This window comes from Neisseria subflava (assembly GCF_005221305.1).
GTDB lineage: Bacteria > Pseudomonadota > Gammaproteobacteria > Burkholderiales > Neisseriaceae > Neisseria > Neisseria subflava.
On the sequence record NZ_CP039887.1, the window covers coordinates 570,930 to 589,292 of the forward strand.

The window sequence follows — 18,363 nt, forward strand, 5'->3', positions numbered from 1 at the left end:
AATATGAAACCTCTAATTTACTACGCCCATTCCACCCAAGACAAACTCGGCAATCTCTTGCCTTACGAACATTGGCAAACCTTACAAAGCCATTCGGTCAATGTTGGTGAAATGGCGGCGGAGTTTGCTCGGGTATTTGGTGCGCAGGAAATTGCCTGTCAAACGGGGCAACTCCATGACGCGGGGAAATATTCGGAACCCTTTAATCACCGATTGCATGGTGGCCCATCAGTCGATCATGCTACTGCCGGAGCAAAGATTGCGGTAGAACGCTGGGGAAATGTGATCGGCAAGCTGATGGCGTTTTGCATTGCAGGGCATCATGCAGGGCTAGCCAACGGGAGTGGTGAAGGTGATAACCGCCGCACGTTAAAGCAGCGTTTGGCGTTACAATTCGGCGCAGATATTCCTGCCCTCGATAATCTGTGGCAACAAGAAATCAAGCTCCCTCAAAACCTGTCCGCACCATCACTCAAGGCCGACGCACATCATCCTTTTTTCTCCTACGCCTTCTTCACACGAATGCTCTATTCCTGCTTGGTGGATGCCGATTATCTCGACACCGAAGCCTTTTATCTAAAGCTAGAAAACAAAGCCGTCGAGCGCGGCAGCTCCCCCGATTTAAATGCCCTACAACACAATTTCAATCAATTTATCAACGATTTCAGACAACGTATCGCCCAAGCTACAGCGCAAACCGAAGCCGAAAAACGCAATGCCGCTTTAAACCGCCTGCGCAGCGAAATTCTTGATCATGCCGTAGAACAAGCGGCACAAGCGCAAGGGCTGTTCACGCTCACCGTGCCGACCGGAGGCGGCAAAACTTTCACTTCCATGGCATTTGCGCTGGAACACGCCAAACGGCACGGTATGCGGCGCGTGATTTACGTCATCCCGTTTACCAGCATCATCGAACAAAACGCCGCCGAATTTCGCAAAGCCTTTGGCGAATTGGGCGAACAAGCCGTGTTGGAACACCACAGCACCTTCGACGACAAACTGCAAAATGAGGTCACCAAAGATAAATTGCGCCTTGCCTCGGAAAACTGGGACGCGCCAATTGTCGTGACCACCGCCGTGCAATTCTTCGAATCCCTCTTTGCCGACCGCTCCTCGTGCTGCCGCAAGCTACACAACATCGCAGGCTCCGTCATCATTCTCGACGAAGCGCAAATGCTGCCGCTCAATCTGTTGTTGCCCATCATGCAAGCCATCAAAGAATTGGCGCAAAACTACCACTGCAGCGTCGTTATGTGCACCGCCACCCAGCCAGCCGTGCAAGCCGAAAACGGCTTCTATCGCGGCTTTGAGAACGTGCGCGAAATAGCTCCAAAACCGACCGCACTTTTCGACAAACTGCGCCGCACCACCGTGCAGCACATCGGCACACAAACCGACGCCGACCTGCTCGCCAAACTTGGCGAACACCCGCAAATGCTCGTCATCGTCAACAATCGCCGCCACGCCCGCAGCCTGTACGACCAAGCCAAACACCTTGACGGCACGTTCCACCTGACCACCTTAATGTGTGCCAAACACCGCAGCCAAAAGCTTGATGAGATTCGAGGCCATCTGAAAAACGGCGAACCTTGCCGCGTCATCGCCACCTCTTTAATTGAAGCCGGCGTTGATGTCGATTTTCCGCTGGTAATGCGCGCCGAGGCAGGTTTAGACAGCATTGCCCAGGCCGCCGGACGTTGCAACCGCGAAGGCAAAAGGCCGTCTGAAAACAGCTTTGTCTGGATATTCACGCCCGAAGATAAATGGAAAGCCCCGCCCGAACTTGCCGCACAAGCCGCCGTTATGCGACTGACCGCCGACAGCTTTTCAGACAACCTCATTCCACAGATTTTCGATTTTTTAACACTTCAAGCCATTTATATGGCTTGTTCGTTAAATTTTGCGCGTTTCAAATTTGGAGAATCGATGTGAATTTCAACTATATAGCCCATGTCCGCAAAGCAGACGGGCAGCCTCAATTTTTACAAACGCATCTAACTGAAACCGCCGAGATCGCCAAATCATTGGCAGCCAAACTGGATTTGGATCAGGCGGGCGAGTTACTCGGACTCATGCACGATTTCGGTAAATATTCCCGAAAATTCCAAAAATATATCCACGATGAAACAGGTTTGTTTAATCCTGATTTGGATGATGAAGAAAGTACGCCGAACGGTAGTAAAGTAGACCATTCCACCGCCGGAGCACAATGGGTTTACCGTGAATTAAGAAAATTCGGTGTGGCGCAGGGTATCGGCGAATTATTCGGGCAAACGCTGGGGTTGTGCATTGCATCGCACCACGGCGAAGGCTTGATTGACTGTTTAGATGGAGAAGGTAATCCGAAATGGATTGAGCGGTTTAATAAAACTGATGAACTGACGCATTTGACAGAATGCGAGCAAAATGCCGATGAAGCCGTTCAACAGAAAGCACGTGAATTGGCAGGAGAAAACCTGATTCGCAGTCTGCTCAAAGCGGTGAAGCCGATTCTTTTCGACCAAACGACCAACAGCAAAATCAAAGAATTCTATCTCGGCTGCCTGACCCGTTTCCTATTCAGTTGCCTGATTGATGCCGACCGTATCAACAGCTCGGATTTTGAGCGGGAAGCGCAAAAAGAAGTCCACCGCTTGACCGAAAAACCAGATTGGCAACCGGCGATTGATAAATTGGAAGCCAAATTAGCAGGTTTTGAAAACCGTTATCCCATTGACGAAATCCGCCGTCGAATTTCAGACGACTGCCTAAAAAGAGCAGCCGATTCTCAAGGTATTTATACGCTGACCGTGCCGACCGGTGGCGGCAAAACATTGGCCAGTCTGCGCTATGCCCTCCATCATGCGCAAAAGCACAATCTCGACCGTATTATCTACATCATTCCCTATACTTCCATCATCGACCAAAACGCTCAAGCCGTGCGCGAAATTCTCGGCGAAGATTGGGTGCTGGAACACCATTCCAATTTGGAACCCGAAAAACAAAGCTGGCAGGACAAACTGCTATCCGAAAACTGGGACAAGCCCATTGTGTTTACCACGATGGTGCAGTTTTTGGATGCATGGTTCGGCGGCGGTACGCGCGGCGCACGCCATATCCACCCGATGACCAATGCGGTGCTGATTTTCGATGAAATCCAAACCCTGCCCGTGAAATGCGTACATTTGTTTTGCAATGTGCTGAACTGGTTGACGGCATTTGGCAAAAGCACGGCAGTTTTGTGTACGGCGACGCAGCCTTTGCTCGGTGAATCGGGTTTGCAGAATTTCCCTGAAGGCAAAAGGGAAAGTATTGCCGCGCGCGGTTTGTTAAGGCTGCCTGAAAACGCCGAAATCATGGGCAAGCATCAGGATTTAGATAGATTATTTGCTGATTTATCACGCGTGGAAATCCGATTCAACGAAAAAGCAGGCGGTTGGAATGTGGAAGAAGCGGGCGCGTTTTTGCTGGAACAGTTTCAGACAACCCCAAGCTGCCTGTTTATCGTCAATACCAAAAAATGGGCGCAGGAGCTTTATCAATATTGCAAGGCACAGAACGTACCGCCTGAAGCCCTGTTTCATTTAAGTACCAACCAATGCGCGGCGCACCGCAAAGCGATTTTTGACACCATCAAAGCTCGTCTAAAAAACAAACAACCCGTTATCTGCATCAGCACCCAGTTGATTGAAGCCGGTGTGGATATTTCCATGGCTTGCGTGATTCGCGCCTTGGGCGGGCTGGATAGCATTGCTCAGGCGGCGGGGCGTTGCAACCGGCACGGCGAGAAAGAAGGTAAAGGGCAGGTTTGGGTGTTGAATTTGCAAGAACAGGATTTTACGCGGATATTACCCGATATTCAGGTAGGCAAAACCCATGCCGAACGCGTATTTCGCGATTTTACCGGGCAGGACATTTTGCAACCCGCCGCCATGCAGCGATATTTTGAATACTATTTTTACCAACGCAGCGATGAAATGGTATATTCTGTTAAAAACAGCGCAACAGGTTCTCTGCTGGATTGGTTGAGCGATAACGCGCTGAATCCTTATGGCGAAAAAAACGATAAAAGAAGCAAACCGTTGCCGCTGCTGATGCAATCCTTCAAAAGTGCAGGACGTGCTTTCCAAGCCATAGACGCGCCGACCCATGCCGTGATTGTGCCGTATGGCGAAGGCGCGGAACTCATTGCCAAACTCTGTGGCGAATGGGATCCGAAAGAAATGCACCGCACTTTGCAAAAAGCCCAGCGTTACAGTGTGAACGTCTTCCCCAACGTTTGGGGTAAATTGCAAAAAGAAAACGCCCTGCATGAAACCATTGAAGGCTCGGGCATTTATTATCTGAATGAACGCTATTACAACGATGAATTCGGCTTGTCTTTGGACGAAACAAGCGAAATGACTTTTTACGACTTATAGGAGCAATATGGACAGCAAAATCAGTTTCCGCGTATGGGGGCGGCAAGCCTTGTTTACCGACCCAGTTACCAAAATCGGTGGTGAAAAATTCAGCTATCAAGTGCCGACATACGAAGCCATTAAAGGCATTGTCAAAAGCATTTACTGGAAGCCAACTTTGATATGGCATATCGACCGCATCCGCGTAATGAAGCCCATCCGCACCCAAAGCAAATCCACCAAACCGCTGGATTGGAACGGCGGCAACACTTTGGCGATTTACACCTTTTTGCAGGACGTAGAATACCAAGTGGAAGCTCATTTTGAATGGAACGAGCATTGGGAAGAATTGGCTGGCGACCGTAATTTCGGCAAACATATCGCCATTGCCAGAAGAATGTTGGAACGCGGCGGGCGGCAGGATATTTTTCTCGGCACGCGCGATTGCCAAGGCTATGTCGAGCCTTGCGAGTTTGGCAGCCCAAGTCGAGATGGAAAAGCAGGCTTTTATGATGAAATCGACAACTTAGATTTTGGTTTAATGTTCCACAGTTTTGGCTATCCCGAAGAAACCGGAAAGCCCGAATTGGTCAGCCGTTTTTGGATGGCAAATATGAAAAAGGGTAGGATTGAGTTTCCAAGCATCGACGATACAGAAGGTCGTCTAAAAACCCGATTTATCCGCAAAATGCAGCCTGAAAAACCGTTCAAGCGCGGCGAAAATGTCAAGCCTGTGGAAGACGAAGCCAAGGAGCTGGGATTATGAGCTGGATGCAGAAACTTTATCGAACTTATGAAAGCATTTTGGAACAGGGGGTTACCGATCATGCCGAGCCACTGACGCCGGTCGGGCATACCATCCAAAACGCGCATATCGTTATCGCGATTGACGGTCAGGGCAATTTCCAGACGGCTCGCGTTATGCCGCCGAAAACGGCGATTCTGCTGCCTGCCACCGAGTCGTCTGAAAACCGCACTAGCGGCGAAGCTCCGCATCCGCTTGCCGACAAAATCCAATATGTTGCCAAGGATTACGCCGATTACGGCGGCGAAAAGAAAGCCTATTTTGACGGCTACCTGAAACAACTCAAAGCATGGTGCGAATCGCCTTTTACACATCCCAAAGTGCAGGCTGTGTTGAACTATGTTGCCAAAGGTCGGGTGGTTGCTGATCTGGTGAAAGCAGGCATATTTCCGCTTGATTCGGAGGGCAAAGTGTTGAACAAATGGGAAACAGAAGGCGATGCACCGTCGATTTTCTCGGTGCTACCCAAAACTAAAGGCGAAATCGAATTCGGTTCAGCATTGGTTTGCTGGCAGGTGGAAATTGCGGGCGACGTACACAGCCAAACTTGGACGGACAAAACCATACAGCAATCTTGGGCGGATTACGCCGCTTCGGAAAAAGCCGAAAAAGGCTTTTGCTTGGTGCAGGGCAAAGAAGCCGTCATTTCCACCATGCACCCCGCCAAATTGCGCCACACGGGCGATAAAGCCAAGCTGATTTCTTCCAACGATACAGCGGGCTACACCTTTCGCGGGCGTTTTGCTACCGCTGAAGAAGCCGCCAGCGTATCGGCAGACGTGTCCGCCAAGGCGCACAGCGCTCTGCGTTGGTTGATTTCCCGTCAAGGCATCCGAAACGGAGATCAAGTTACCGTCGCCTGGGCAATCAGCGGCAAACCCGTCCCGTCGCCGATGAAAGATATTTCCACCGAACTGGATTGGTCGGATATGGAAAACTGGGACATCAGTGCGGTTGAAAAACCCGATGAAGCCGTCGCGCAAAGGCTACCTGAAAATTCGGAAGCAGCCCCAGATTGGTCGGTAAATATCGGGCGTGCTGCTGCGCAAATCATCAAAAAGAAACTGCACGGCTATCAGGCAGAATTGAAAGCCCACGAACAAATCTCCCTGATTATGCTCGATTCCGCCACGCCAGGTCGTATGGCATTGACTTATTACCAAGAATTTCTGCCTGCCGACTATTTCGCCAATTTGGATGCATGGATTGATGATTTTTCCTGGTATCAGCGTTACAGCATTGAGCAACCGAATGCTAAAAAATCAGATAAAAAGAAAACCCTTTGGGCTTTCGTCCCGCCGTCACCTTACAGCATTGCCGAAGCCGTGTACGGCAAATCCTTGTCCGACACGCTTAAAAAACAGCTTTACGCCCGACTTCTGCCTGTTATCGCAGGCGGAACATCCGTGCCGATTCCTGAAGATTTGATGCGTCAAAGTTTTCAGGCAGCCTGCAATCCTAATGGCTGCGAAAACTGGGAATGGCAAAGAAACATCGGCGTTGCCTGTGCCCTATACAAAGGCTGGCGCGCCCGTCATCACGATTTATCACAACGGAGAACTTACCCTATGAGCTTGGATACCCAAAACCGATCACGCGACTACTTGTACGGCAGGCTGCTTGCCGTCGCCGAAAACACCGAATCCTACGCCCTGTATTTGGCAGGCGAAAAACGCGCCACTACCGCTGAACGCTATATGCAGCGTTTTGCCGAGCATCCGTTTGCCACATGGCGCAATATCGAGCTGGCGTTGAAACCCTATCAAGAACGCCTGCGCAACAACGGCAAGGATACCGGTGCACAGGCAATTGGCGAAATCATGGAATTATTTGCCACCGATGATTTCACCTGCGACGACAAATTAAGCGGCGAATTTCTCTTGGGCTACCACTGCCAAAAAATGGAAATTGCCCGCCGTATTGCCGAGCTTTCCGCCAACAAATCCAAAACCCATGAATAACCCATTTAAAGGAAAACCAAAATGAGCTTAACCAAAAAAATCGACTTCGCCTTAATCCTGAAAGTAACCAACGCCAACCCCAACGGCGACCCTTTGAACGGCAACCGCCCGCGTGCCGATTTCCAAGGTTTTGGTGAAATGACCGACGTGTGCCTGAAACGCAAAATCCGCGACCGCCTGCAAGACAGCGGTGAGAGCATTTTTGTGCAATCGGACGAAAAGAAAACCGATGGCATGACCAGCCTGGCCAACCGCGCCAAAGACAAAGATGTCGGCTTGGGTGCGGATGCCTTTAATGCAAAAAAAGCCAACAAAGACGACACTGCCAAAAAAGCTTGCGAAAAATGGCTGGACGTGCGCAGTTTCGGACAGGTTTTCGCATTCAGCGGCGAAGGTAGCAGCGGCATATCCATCGCTGTGCGCGGCCCGGTTACCATTCAATCCGCATTCAGCGTCGAGCCGATAAACATTACTAGCACCCAGATCACCAAAAGCGTCAGTGGCGAAGGCGACGGCACGAAAAAATCCTCTGACACCATGGGCATGAAACACCGCGTAGATCAGGGCGTGTACGTTGCCTTCGGCGCGATGTCGCCGCAGCTTGCCGAGCGCACCGGTTTTTCAGATGACGATGCCAAAAAAATCAAAGCCGTACTCACTAAACTCTTTGAAGGAGACGCATCATCCGCCCGCCCCGAAGGCAGCATGCAGGTGTTGAAACTTATCTGGTGGGAACACAACAGCAAAGCAGGGCAATACTCTTCCGCCAAAGTGCACGGCAGCCTGAAAGTGAATGTCGATGGCAGCTATAAACTGGAAAAACTTGATGGTCTAATTCCGCAGGAAATTGACGGCTTCTAAAAACATTCAAAAAGATGACCGCACTTTTAACCGATACCCAAGGGGAAAATCAGGACTCTCGCCCGATTCCCCTTTCCGCCTTGCAACACTACGCCTTCTGCCCGCGTCAATGTGCCTTGATTCACAACGAGCAGGCGTGGGCGGAGAATTATTTGACCGCTCAGGGCAGAGCGCTGCACGAGCGGGTGGATTCGGGCGAACCGGAAACGCGCAAGGGCGTGCGTTTTGAGCGGACGGTGCATGTGTCTGCGGAAAAACTGGGTATCAGCGGCGTGTTGGATTTGGTAGAAGTGGACACGAAAACAGGTCGTCTGAAACCTGTGGAATACAAACGCGGCAAGCCCAAACCCGACCCGATGGACGAAATTCAGCTTTGTGCCCAAGGTTTGTGTTTGGAAGAAATGACGGAGCAAACCATCTCTGAGGGCGCGCTGTGGTATATGCAAACCCGCCACCGCGTTCCCGTCGTGTTTTCAGACGACCTGCGCGCCCAAACACTCGCCACCATCGCCGCCGTGCGCGAACTCCTAAACAGCGGCCAAACCCCGCCGCCCGACTACAGCAAACGCTGCAAAGCCTGCTCGCTGGTAGAGATTTGCCAGCCGGAGTTGCTGGGTAAACGTGATAGGAGTGTGGGGTATGTGGAGGGATTATATATAATAAATATTTAAGGAAGTTGACGAATGATTTGAGATAGCTTATTATGGACTCTTGTAAATCTTATGACAGGAGAAATAGAGAATGGCTAATAGAAACAAACTTGGCTGGGAAATTCGTCTAAAAAAGAAAGATAATGATGAACTTTTATTTTGTGTTAAGGGTTTTAGGCAGATTATTCACTTTCCAGTGGTTGTAATTGTGATGCTTGTCTATTGGATATGTGAATATTTTCTTATACTTTTTTGAATATAAAGTATATGTTAATGATTAAGTTGGTATTTTTCCTTTTAAAGGAGGCGGTATCTAGGAATATCATTTTATGAATTCAGGTATTTTATATCTGTGTGTTGAAACCTTAATTATTTCTTATTTGATTTTGATTTAGTGGTACTGCCTCTTTTCGGGGGCGGTACTTACTTTTATTTGGTCTATGTGGTAAGAGTAGGTTAGCTCGTAGACATAATCCAACAAAATGCCGAAATGCTTAACCAAGGTTGTTTGAAAATCTATAATTAGAAAAGTTAAGCTATTGTGTTGGGTTAAAGCATCCTACCTAACACAACCTATCCGCTGCTTTCAGGTAGCCCAATATTGTTAAACACCCAAAAAAGTGCGCCCAACCCCTAAGGAGTCCCCATGCGCAAACTGCAAAACACGCTCTATATCACCACCCAAGGCAGCTATCTGCATAAGGAGCGGGAGACGTTGGTAGTGGAGCAGGAACGTAAAAAGGTGGCGCAGTTGCCGGTGCATTCCATCGGGCATATTTTCTGTTTTGGGAATGTGCTGGTGTCGCCGTTTTTGCTGGGGTTTTGCGGTGAAAATAATGTGAATTTGGCGTTTTTTACCGAAAACGGGCGTTTCTTGGGGCGACTTCAGGGGCGGCAGAGCGGTAATGTGCTGCTGCGTCGGGCGCAGTATCGGGTGTCGGAGCAAAATCCCGTGCCGATTGCGCGCAATATCATCGCGGCGAAGATTCAGGCGGGTAAGCGGGTGCTTCAGCGGCAGATTCGTAATTATGGTGAGAATGCGGCGATTCAAAGTGCGGTCGATGCTTTGAACATTTCGCTGCGGCAGTTGAAGAGCGCGGCGGAGCTGGACGTGGTGCGCGGCATTGAGGGCGATGCGGCGGCGCGTTATTTCGGCGTGTTCGGGCAGCTTTTGAGCGAAAAAAGCAGCTTTGTTTTTGACGGGCGCAACCGCCGTCCGCCCAGAGACGGAGTGAATGCGCTGTTGTCGTTTGTGTACAGTATCTTGGGCAAGGACATCAGCGGCGCGCTGCAAGGCGTGGGGCTGGATCCGCAGGTGGGCTTTCTGCACGCCGACCGACCGGGGCGCGACAGTTTGGCGCAGGATATTTTGGAAGAATTCCGCGCATGGTGGGCAGACAGGCTAGTGTTGTCGCTGATCAATCGAGGGCAAATCAAACCGCAGGATTTTGTTACCGAGGCGAGTGGCGCGGTAAGCTTAAAAGCCGATGCGCGTAAGCTGTTGTTCCAAGCATTACAGGCGAAAAAGCAGGAGAAAATCGTTCATCCGTTTTTGGGTGAAGAGGTGGAAATCGGGCTACTGCCGTATATTCAAGCGATGCTGTTGGCGCGGCACTTGCGCGGTGATTTGGCGGAATATCCGCCGTTTTTGATGAGATAGGTTTGCAGGTCGTCTGAAAACGGGTTGGCTGCTTTCAGACGACCTCTAAAGCAGCCTGCACATGGGAATACAAAATGCTGATGCTGATTACTTACGATATTTCGCTGGAGGACGCGGAAGGACAGGCAAGGCTGCGACGCGTGGCGAAATTGTGTCTGGACTACGGCGTGCGCGTGCAGTATTCAGTGTTCGAATGCGACATCGCGCCCGACCAATGGGTTGTTTTAAAAGACAAACTTTTGAAAACCTACAACCCTGAAACCGACAGCCTGCGCTTTTACCATCTGGGCAGCAAATGGCGGCGCAAAGTGGAACACCACGGCGCGAAACCAGCGGTGGATGTGTTTAAGGATACGTTGATTGTGTAAATCGCCAACCTACGGTTCTCATGAAAATGCGGCAGGGTTGGCGAATTGGGATTGTTCTTTAACAATCAGGATATTGCGAATGCGGGTGTAACGGAAAAGGCTGTGTTATACTCGCGTTCACGCTTTTCTTGGGAGCTTAGCGAAATCGGGGCTGCGAAACTTGACGGAGCAAGGCTTTTAAGAGGGGTACCAGCCGCCTTCAGGCGGCTGTGTGTTGAAACTTGTAAGGACGTACAAATCTGCCATCCGCCGTTACAGCCGCCTTCAGGCGGCTGTGTGTTGAAACAGTATGAAGCAGACAGAAAACGCAAAGAAGACGACCAGCCGCCTTCAGGCGGCTGTGTGTTGAAACTGTACATCAACTTTCCAAATGCCTGTTTTAGGGTCCAGCCGCCTTCAGGCGGCTGTGTGTTGAAACTTTTCGTTTAAAAATGAGAGACACAGAAGTCCTTCAGCCGCCTTCAGGCGGCTGTGTGTTGAAACGATCAAGAAGTGGGGTGTGAGGCGGCTTATCAGGACCAGCCGCCTTCAGGCGGCTGTGTGTTGAAACAGCAACGGTACCGTCATCAGCCACAACCGCGCCGACCCAGCCGCCTTCAGGCGGCTGTGTGTTGAAACTTTGCCAAAAACATGGAGGCGCACGGTATCAAGGCCAGCCGCCTTCAGGCGGCTGTGTGTTGAAACGACTACATCGACTACCCGGAAGACGAATTTATCCCCCAGCCGCCTTCAGGCGGCTGTGTGTTGAAACAGGCAAATTGCTGCCTGCTCAGAAGGAGTGGGCAGCCAGCCGCCTTCAGGCGGCTGTGTGTTGAAACTTAGTCCTGACAAACGAAGATGAGCAGTCTCTGACCAGCCGCCTTCAGGCGGCTGTGTGTTGAAACACGTAGCAATAGCTAAAGCTATAATGGCAGCTGTCCAGCCGCCTTCAGGCGGCTGTGTGTTGAAACGTTTGCGGTTTGCTCCTGCATAAAGCAATGTAGTCCAGCCGCCTTCAGGCGGCTGTGTGTTGAAACATCTCAACGCTGGCAGGTAGAGCCGACCCGAATCCAGCCGCCTTCAGGCGGCTGTGTGTTGAAACAATAAAAACGCGCGTATAGTCAAAAATCACACCGCCAGCCGCCTTCAGGCGGCTGTGTGTTGAAACGTTAGTACCGCAATAATAACCACGCATACAATAACCAGCCGCCTTCAGGCGGCTGTGTGTTGAAACACTTTAAAACGGCTAAATTGGGCGGTTATACCGAGCCCCAGCCGCCTTCAGGCGGCTGTGTGTTGAAACAACTCACTTAAAGGAAAAAATCATGAATATCATCCAGCCGCCTTCAGGCGGCTGTGTGTTGAAACGTGTAATTTCGATTTGAATGGCGGTAGTTGTGATCCAGCCGCCTTCAGGCGGCTGTGTGTTGAAACTTAAAAATGTTTCTTGATCAAGGACTTGTGTATCCCAGCCGCCTTCAGGCGGCTGTGTGTTGAAACAACTTTGGAGCAGCTTAAATGGCGAATATCACGGCCAGCCGCCTTCAGGCGGCTGTGTGTTGAAACTCTATCCTATGATGCTGCGTCTACCGTAACTACACCAGCCGCCTTCAGGCGGCTGTGTGTTGAAACGGCAAAGACTCCAACGGCAACACAACGGCAGAAGCCAGCCGCCTTCAGGCGGCTGTGTGTTGAAACAGTCATCATTTAATCCTTTTGAAAATCAATAAAACCAGCCGCCTTCAGGCGGCTGTGTGTTGAAACTTCAGCTTTTTGGGCAGTATACTCAAAATGGGCTCCAGCCGCCTTCAGGCGGCTGTGTGTTGAAACACGGAAATGTTTGGACGTTCGTTCAAACTTAGGTCCAGCCGCCTTCAGGCGGCTGTGTGTTGAAACGGGCGGATACCGCTACCCTACGCCGGCGATACGGCCAGCCGCCTTCAGGCGGCTGTGTGTTGAAACCGCAAAGACTGGCTCAAATCACGCGGCCTGTTCGCCCAGCCGCCTTCAGGCGGCTGTGTGTTGAAACGGCCGTGATCGCCCTTATTGAGGCTGCCATCGTCAGCCGCCTTCAGGCGGCTGTGTGTTGAAACAGTGTTAAACAACAACGGCGCAACGACTTGGAAACAGCCGCCTTCAGGCGGCTGTGTGTTGAAACGCTATTTTATGGCGAGCCATTGGAGCAATTTATTCCAGCCGCCTTCAGGCGGCTGTGTGTTGAAACAGATAGTTCGGGCGATTTAGGAGATATGCCGTCTCCAGCCGCCTTCAGGCGGCTGTGTGTTGAAACATTTCAACTTTTGGATTATTGGCGCAATAATCCCCCAGCCGCCTTCAGGCGGCTGTGTGTTGAAACGATGTGATGAAAAACTGGTCTGAAATTGCAGAATGCCAGCCGCCTTCAGGCGGCTGTGTGTTGAAACATGCTCCTGTTGCAGTGCAAACTCAACAATATGCCAGCCGCCTTCAGGCGGCTGTGTGTTGAAACTAGTGAGTGTAGCGAGGGTTTGCCCGTTAATGAGCAGCCGCCTTCAGGCGGCTGTGTGTTGAAACATCTCTCGAGATGGTCAAAATGAAACTCCAACAACCAGCCGCCTTCAGGCGGCTGTGTGTTGAAACAATTGATAAGCTAATTTTTAAAGACCGATTATAGCCAGCCGCCTTCAGGCGGCTGTGTGTTGAAACGCAAAACGAAATAAAAGGGGACTTATTTTGGGGTCCAGCCGCCTTCAGGCGGCTGTGTGTTGAAACTCAATTTGGATTAACTCGTCCTCGTATGTCATTGCCAGCCGCCTTCAGGCGGCTGTGTGTTGAAACAACTATTACAAAGGGGTTACCAGTAAAGAGCTTGGCCAGCCGCCTTCAGGCGGCTGTGTGTTGAAACAATAGCTACACGCCCATTAATGAGGCATAGCCATCCAGCCGCCTTCAGGCGGCTGTGTGTTGAAACACCAATAGTATCAAGCATTTCAATAGTTTTTTGACCAGCCGCCTTCAGGCGGCTGTGTGTTGAAACCGCTAAGACGCGGCAGGGAAGACGGCGCATTCATCCAGCCGCCTTCAGGCGGCTGTGTGTTGAAACCAAAATCTGAAAAACAAAGCGAAGTACGCCCTGCCAGCCGCCTTCAGGCGGCTGTGTGTTGAAACCTCAAAAGTGCCAGTAAAGCCAAGCTCTTTTTTAGCCAGCCGCCTTCAGGCGGCTGTGTGTTGAAACCTGAACCGCCGAAGCCACATCTATCAGAAGATGACCCAGCCGCCTTCAGGCGGCTGTGTGTTGAAACCTTAGCTGTTCTCGCCATTTGCGAGAACCAGCAGCCAGCCGCCTTCAGGCGGCTGTGTGTTGAAACGTTCTCCAAATAAAAAAGGTCGTCTGAAACTCAGACCCAGCCGCCTTCAGGCGGCTGTGTGTTGAAACGGCTTTGGCTGCTCAGTACGCAGCCTTATTAGAACCCAGCCGCCTTCAGGCGGCTGTGTGTTGAAACGCCTTTACAGCCGCCTGCCTTGTAGTCCCTTGCCCCAGCCGCCTTCAGGCGGCTGTGTGTTGAAACCAATCAGTTGTTTTAACAATTGTAGCAAACTACACCAGCCGCCTTCAGGCGGCTGTGTGTTGAAACCACACCGCTTCGCCGACTTCGGCGCGCTTCACTTCCAGCCGCCTTCAGGCGGCTGTGTGTTGAAACAGTACCGTCCTCAATTTCAGCACGGTCAAAGCCGCCAGCCGCCTTCAGGCGGCTGTGTGTTGAAACAATAGAGCCAACAGACCAATGCCAATCTACAAAGCCAGCCGCCTTCAGGCGGCTGTGTGTTGAAACTTAATAGCAGCCAAAATAGCCTTAGCTATAGCAGCAGCCGCCTTCAGGCGGCTGTGTGTTGAAACCCTGAGCCGGGAACGCCTGTAATTAGTGTAATCACCAGCCGCCTTCAGGCGGCTGTGTGTTGAAACATGTATGCAAATATGCACAAGACAAGCATGCTTGCCAGCCGCCTTCAGGCGGCTGTGTGTTGAAACATGTATGCAAATATGCACAAGACAAGCATGCTTGCCAGCCGCCTTCAGGCGGCTGTGTGTTGAAACTGGGTCAGCACCTGCAGAGACAGGCACGCATTGGGCCAGCCGCCTTCAGGCGGCTGTGTGTTGAAACTAATTGCCGCCGCTCCCTATCTGTTATGCTGCTCAGCCGCCTTCAGGCGGCTGTGTGTTGAAACTTTAGGCTTGTTTGGGTTGTTTGGGCTAGTCGGTCCAGCCGCCTTCAGGCGGCTGTGTGTTGAAACCGCACCGGTGTAAACCGCGCCGGCGACCGGCTCGCCAGCCGCCTTCAGGCGGCTGTGTGTTGAAACTAAAAAATATTTGGGTATTAGGCGGGCGGTTTACCCAGCCGCCTTCAGGCGGCTGTGTGTTGAAACTAGCGTGGGTTAGGGTTAGCAACGGCTCAAATAGCCAGCCGCCTTCAGGCGGCTGTGTGTTGAAACCCAAGTGACCAAGCCTTGCAACGTCGTGGCTACGACCAGCCGCCTTCAGGCGGCTGTGTGTTGAAACATTGAAAACGCCCAGCCGGTCGCTGCACTGGCAGGCCCAGCCGCCTTCAGGCGGCTGTGTGTTGAAACTACCGCAAAAGCATATCGAGCAGATGATGTTTTACCCAGCCGCCTTCAGGCGGCTGTGTGTTGAAACCGCCCTATATCCAAGAATTAACCGAACTCCGCCATCCAGCCGCCTTCAGGCGGCTGTGTGTTGAAACATTCGCTTATGTTTAAAGCCGTAATAACGCAAATCCAGCCGCCTTCAGGCGGCTGTGTGTTGAAACAAGCCCTGAATGAGTAAATCAGCCCATTGAGGGCCCAGCCGCCTTCAGGCGGCTGTGTGTTGAAACTGAATTTTGCGCCATTGTTAAGGCAGTTTGCGACACCAGCCGCCTTCAGGCGGCTGTGTGTTGAAACTACATTACGAATCCTAATTTGGGCGCGTCCGTCGCCAGCCGCCTTCAGGCGGCTGTGTGTTGAAACCCTTGAACGTCGCGATGCAATGTTGGCACTGGCGCCAGCCGCCTTCAGGCGGCTGTGTGTTGAAACTGATTGTTCGTATGGGTACAGCTTGTCGAGCTTTACCAGCCGCCTTCAGGCGGCTGTGTGTTGAAACATACACCCGTATCTTCGATGTCCGCACCCTGTACCCAGCCGCCTTCAGGCGGCTGTGTGTTGAAACCACGACGGCGACGGCGTGTCCGAATTGGGCACCATCCCAGCCGCCTTCAGGCGGCTGTGTGTTGAAACAAAAAAAAAATCGGCGAGCAAAAAATCCGGAGAAACCAGCCGCCTTCAGGCGGCTGTGTGTTGAAACAATACTCCTATAAGTTTTAGTAAATTAAGGCGTTCCAGCCGCCTTCAGGCGGCTGTGTGTTGAAACAAAACTAATTAAGGAGCTTAAAATGGCTAATACTCCCAGCCGCCTTCAGGCGGCTGTGTGTTGAAACACGACCAGCATATTGACCGTCCAGAACGTTAAAACCCAGCCGCCTTCAGGCGGCTGTGTGTTGAAACGCCATACGCTTGTCGAGGGTCTTTTACTTGCCGTTCCAGCCGCCTTCAGGCGGCTGTGTGTTGAAACTTAATGTTTAAATACTTTTTATTGTTTACACAATACCAGCCGCCTTCAGGCGGCTGTGTGTTGAAACACAATAGTAATGTTAATCTAAGTTAACGTGTGTTCAGCCGCCTTCAGGCGGCTGTGTGTTGAAACATTTAGTATTTACCGCGTTAGCAATATGGGCAATTCCAGCCGCCTTCAGGCGGCTGTGTGTTGAAACTGCTCCTAAATTATGCTATACGGCTTGCCGTATACCAGCCGCCTTCAGGCGGCTGTGTGTTGAAACTTAATACCGGCCAATATGGCCTTACCTATTGCAGCCAGCCGCCTTCAGGCGGCTGTGTGTTGAAACGCAATGCTTGGCACGTTTAATAACTCGGTAACTGCTTTTCCAGCCGCCTTCAGGCGGCTGTGTGTTGAAACTTTTAACCTCTTTTAATGTTGGTAATGCTTGGCACCAGCCGCCTTCAGGCGGCTGTGTGTTGAAACAAAAGAGTTAAACGCTCATGAGGCAATGCAAGGCACAGCCGCCTTCAGGCGGCTGTGTGTTGAAACATAAGTAGGCTTTTGGGTGTAATAAACATTGTTCAGCCGCCTTCAGGCGGCTGTGTGTTGAAACGCCTAACCAATGAATGCATTATACAGGCTGTTTTCCAGCCGCCTTCAGGCGGCTGTGTGTTGAAACCTTTTGGAGATTTTGAAATGACTGAAATGGTTAACCAGCCGCCTTCAGGCGGCTGTGTGTTGAAACTCATTCGTGCGCCGCAATGTTTGCTGATATGGTCCCAGCCGCCTTCAGGCGGCTGTGTGTTGAAACACTGGATTCACACAAGGGAAATCAAAGGCAATTGCCAGCCGCCTTCAGGCGGCTGTGTGTTGAAACGGCAATATCGACACCCAAACTGGTCAAGTCGGCAACCAGCCGCCTTCAGGCGGCTGTGTGTTGAAACTTCATATCTACGTGAACCAAACCTTGCTCAAGCCCAGCCGCCTTCAGGCGGCTGTGTGTTGAAACTTATAATTTGGAATATTTGCTCAAAATCGTCACTCCAGCCGCCTTCAGGCGGCTGTGTGTTGAAACTGCGTTGGTCTTCCATTTTTTTAAGCGCCCAGTAACCAGCCGCCTTCAGGCGGCTGTGTGTTGAAACTATCCCAATAACGCATTAAATCGTCAAAATTTTATCCAGCCGCCTTCAGGCGGCTGTGTGTTGAAACAGTCAAGTGAAATTGCGACTGATTATATCGTATCCCAGCCGCCTTCAGGCGGCTGTGTGTTGAAACCAGCTAAGATTAGCCCAAATGGATTTGTTAATAGCCAGCCGCCTTCAGGCGGCTGTGTGTTGAAACAGATACTTTTTGGATGTTATAAGTTAATAGTCGGCCAGCCGCCTTCAGGCGGCTGTGTGTTGAAACGTAGGCCAGCAATGCGCCACCTACATAAACATTGGCCAGCCGCCTTCAGGCGGCTGTGTGTTGAAACATCGAATTGACGGTTCTGAAAACCATCATTGCAGCCAGCCGCCTTCAGGCGGCTGTGTGTTGAAACTCCGAAGCGGTCGAACGTTATCGTACCCTTTATGAATCCAGCCGCCTTCAGGCGGCTGTGTGTTGAAACTCGGCATTGCCGTTGCAATCGTAACCATCGGCGTAACCAGCCGCCTTCAGGCGGCTGTGTGTTGAAACAGCTCCTTAATTAGTTTTAAATTTAAGGCGGTTTCCAGCCGCCTTCAGGCGGCTGTGTGTTGAAACTCATACGGCTCGTCGTCCAATCCGTTTCATCTGCCAGCCGCCTTCAGGCGGCTGTGTGTTGAAACAGTGTGAATATGGCGAAGAAGCCAAAAAGGTCGAACCAGCCGCCTTCAGGCGGCTGTGTGTTGAAACCGTTTACAAAAAACATTGGTTACAAACCAGAATATCCAGCCGCCTTCAGGCGGCTGTGTGTTGAAACTGCTTACCGGTGGGAACGGAATACTTACAGGATACCCAGCCGCCTTCAGGCGGCTGTGTGTTGAAACAGAAGCATGAATGTTCGCCATGCTTGCAAGTGCTCCAGCCGCCTTCAGGCGGCTGTGTGTTGAAACAGAACAGGCTTGGATAAACAAGAGGCCTACTACTT

The 18,363-nt window shown here is 51.2% G+C and carries 8 protein-coding genes and 1 CRISPR repeat array (1 of these 9 cut by a window edge); all 8 genes read left to right on the top strand.

What is annotated here, in order from left to right; genetic code table 11:
- The first annotated feature begins 3 nt into the window (after positions 1-3).
- Positions 4-1,932, top strand: coding sequence for a CRISPR-associated helicase Cas3' (gene cas3 / locus FAH66_RS02860; RefSeq protein ID WP_244284986.1), 1,929 nt, complete (start codon positions 4-6; stop codon positions 1,930-1,932).
- The gene (cas3, locus tag FAH66_RS02865; RefSeq protein WP_137040617.1) at positions 1,929-4,400 is read left to right on the top strand and encodes a CRISPR-associated helicase Cas3'; all 2,472 of its coding nucleotides are present in this window, start codon (positions 1,929-1,931) and stop codon (positions 4,398-4,400) included. The genes cas3 (FAH66_RS02860) and cas3 (FAH66_RS02865) overlap by 4 nt, the downstream gene beginning before the upstream one ends.
- Positions 4,401-4,407: 7 nt before the next feature.
- Positions 4,408-5,145 carry a type I-C CRISPR-associated protein Cas5c gene (gene cas5c / locus FAH66_RS02870; RefSeq protein ID WP_137040618.1) on the top strand — a complete coding sequence of 246 codons (738 nt, stop codon included), beginning with the start codon at positions 4,408-4,410 and terminating at the stop codon, positions 5,143-5,145.
- Positions 5,142-7,145 (top strand): type I-C CRISPR-associated protein Cas8c/Csd1, encoded by a 2,004-nt coding sequence (cas8c, locus tag FAH66_RS02875; RefSeq protein ID WP_137040619.1) that lies wholly within the window; start codon positions 5,142-5,144, stop codon positions 7,143-7,145. Before cas5c ends, cas8c begins: the two co-directional genes overlap by 4 nt.
- A 21-nt stretch (positions 7,146-7,166) precedes the next feature.
- Positions 7,167-8,006 (top strand): type I-C CRISPR-associated protein Cas7/Csd2, encoded by an 840-nt coding sequence (gene cas7c / locus FAH66_RS02880; protein ID WP_137040620.1) that lies wholly within the window; start codon positions 7,167-7,169, stop codon positions 8,004-8,006.
- Between the two features lie 14 nt (positions 8,007-8,020).
- Positions 8,021-8,677: a CRISPR-associated protein Cas4 gene (gene cas4 / locus FAH66_RS02885; RefSeq protein WP_137040621.1), complete on the top strand. Its 657-nt coding sequence runs from the start codon at positions 8,021-8,023 to the stop codon at positions 8,675-8,677.
- A 625-nt stretch (positions 8,678-9,302) separates the two neighbouring features.
- Positions 9,303-10,316, top strand: a complete 1,014-nt coding sequence (gene cas1c, locus FAH66_RS02890) for a type I-C CRISPR-associated endonuclease Cas1c (protein ID WP_137040622.1) — start codon at positions 9,303-9,305, stop codon at positions 10,314-10,316.
- A 74-nt stretch (positions 10,317-10,390) separates the two neighbouring features.
- Complete coding sequence (gene cas2 / locus FAH66_RS02895; protein WP_003685729.1) at positions 10,391-10,684, top strand: CRISPR-associated endonuclease Cas2; 294 nt, start codon at positions 10,391-10,393, stop codon at positions 10,682-10,684.
- A gap of 189 nt (positions 10,685-10,873) precedes the next feature.
- Positions 10,874-18,363: a CRISPR direct-repeat array (repeat unit 32 nt; unit sequence CCAGCCGCCTTCAGGCGGCTGTGTGTTGAAAC); it runs 2,488 nt beyond the window's last position.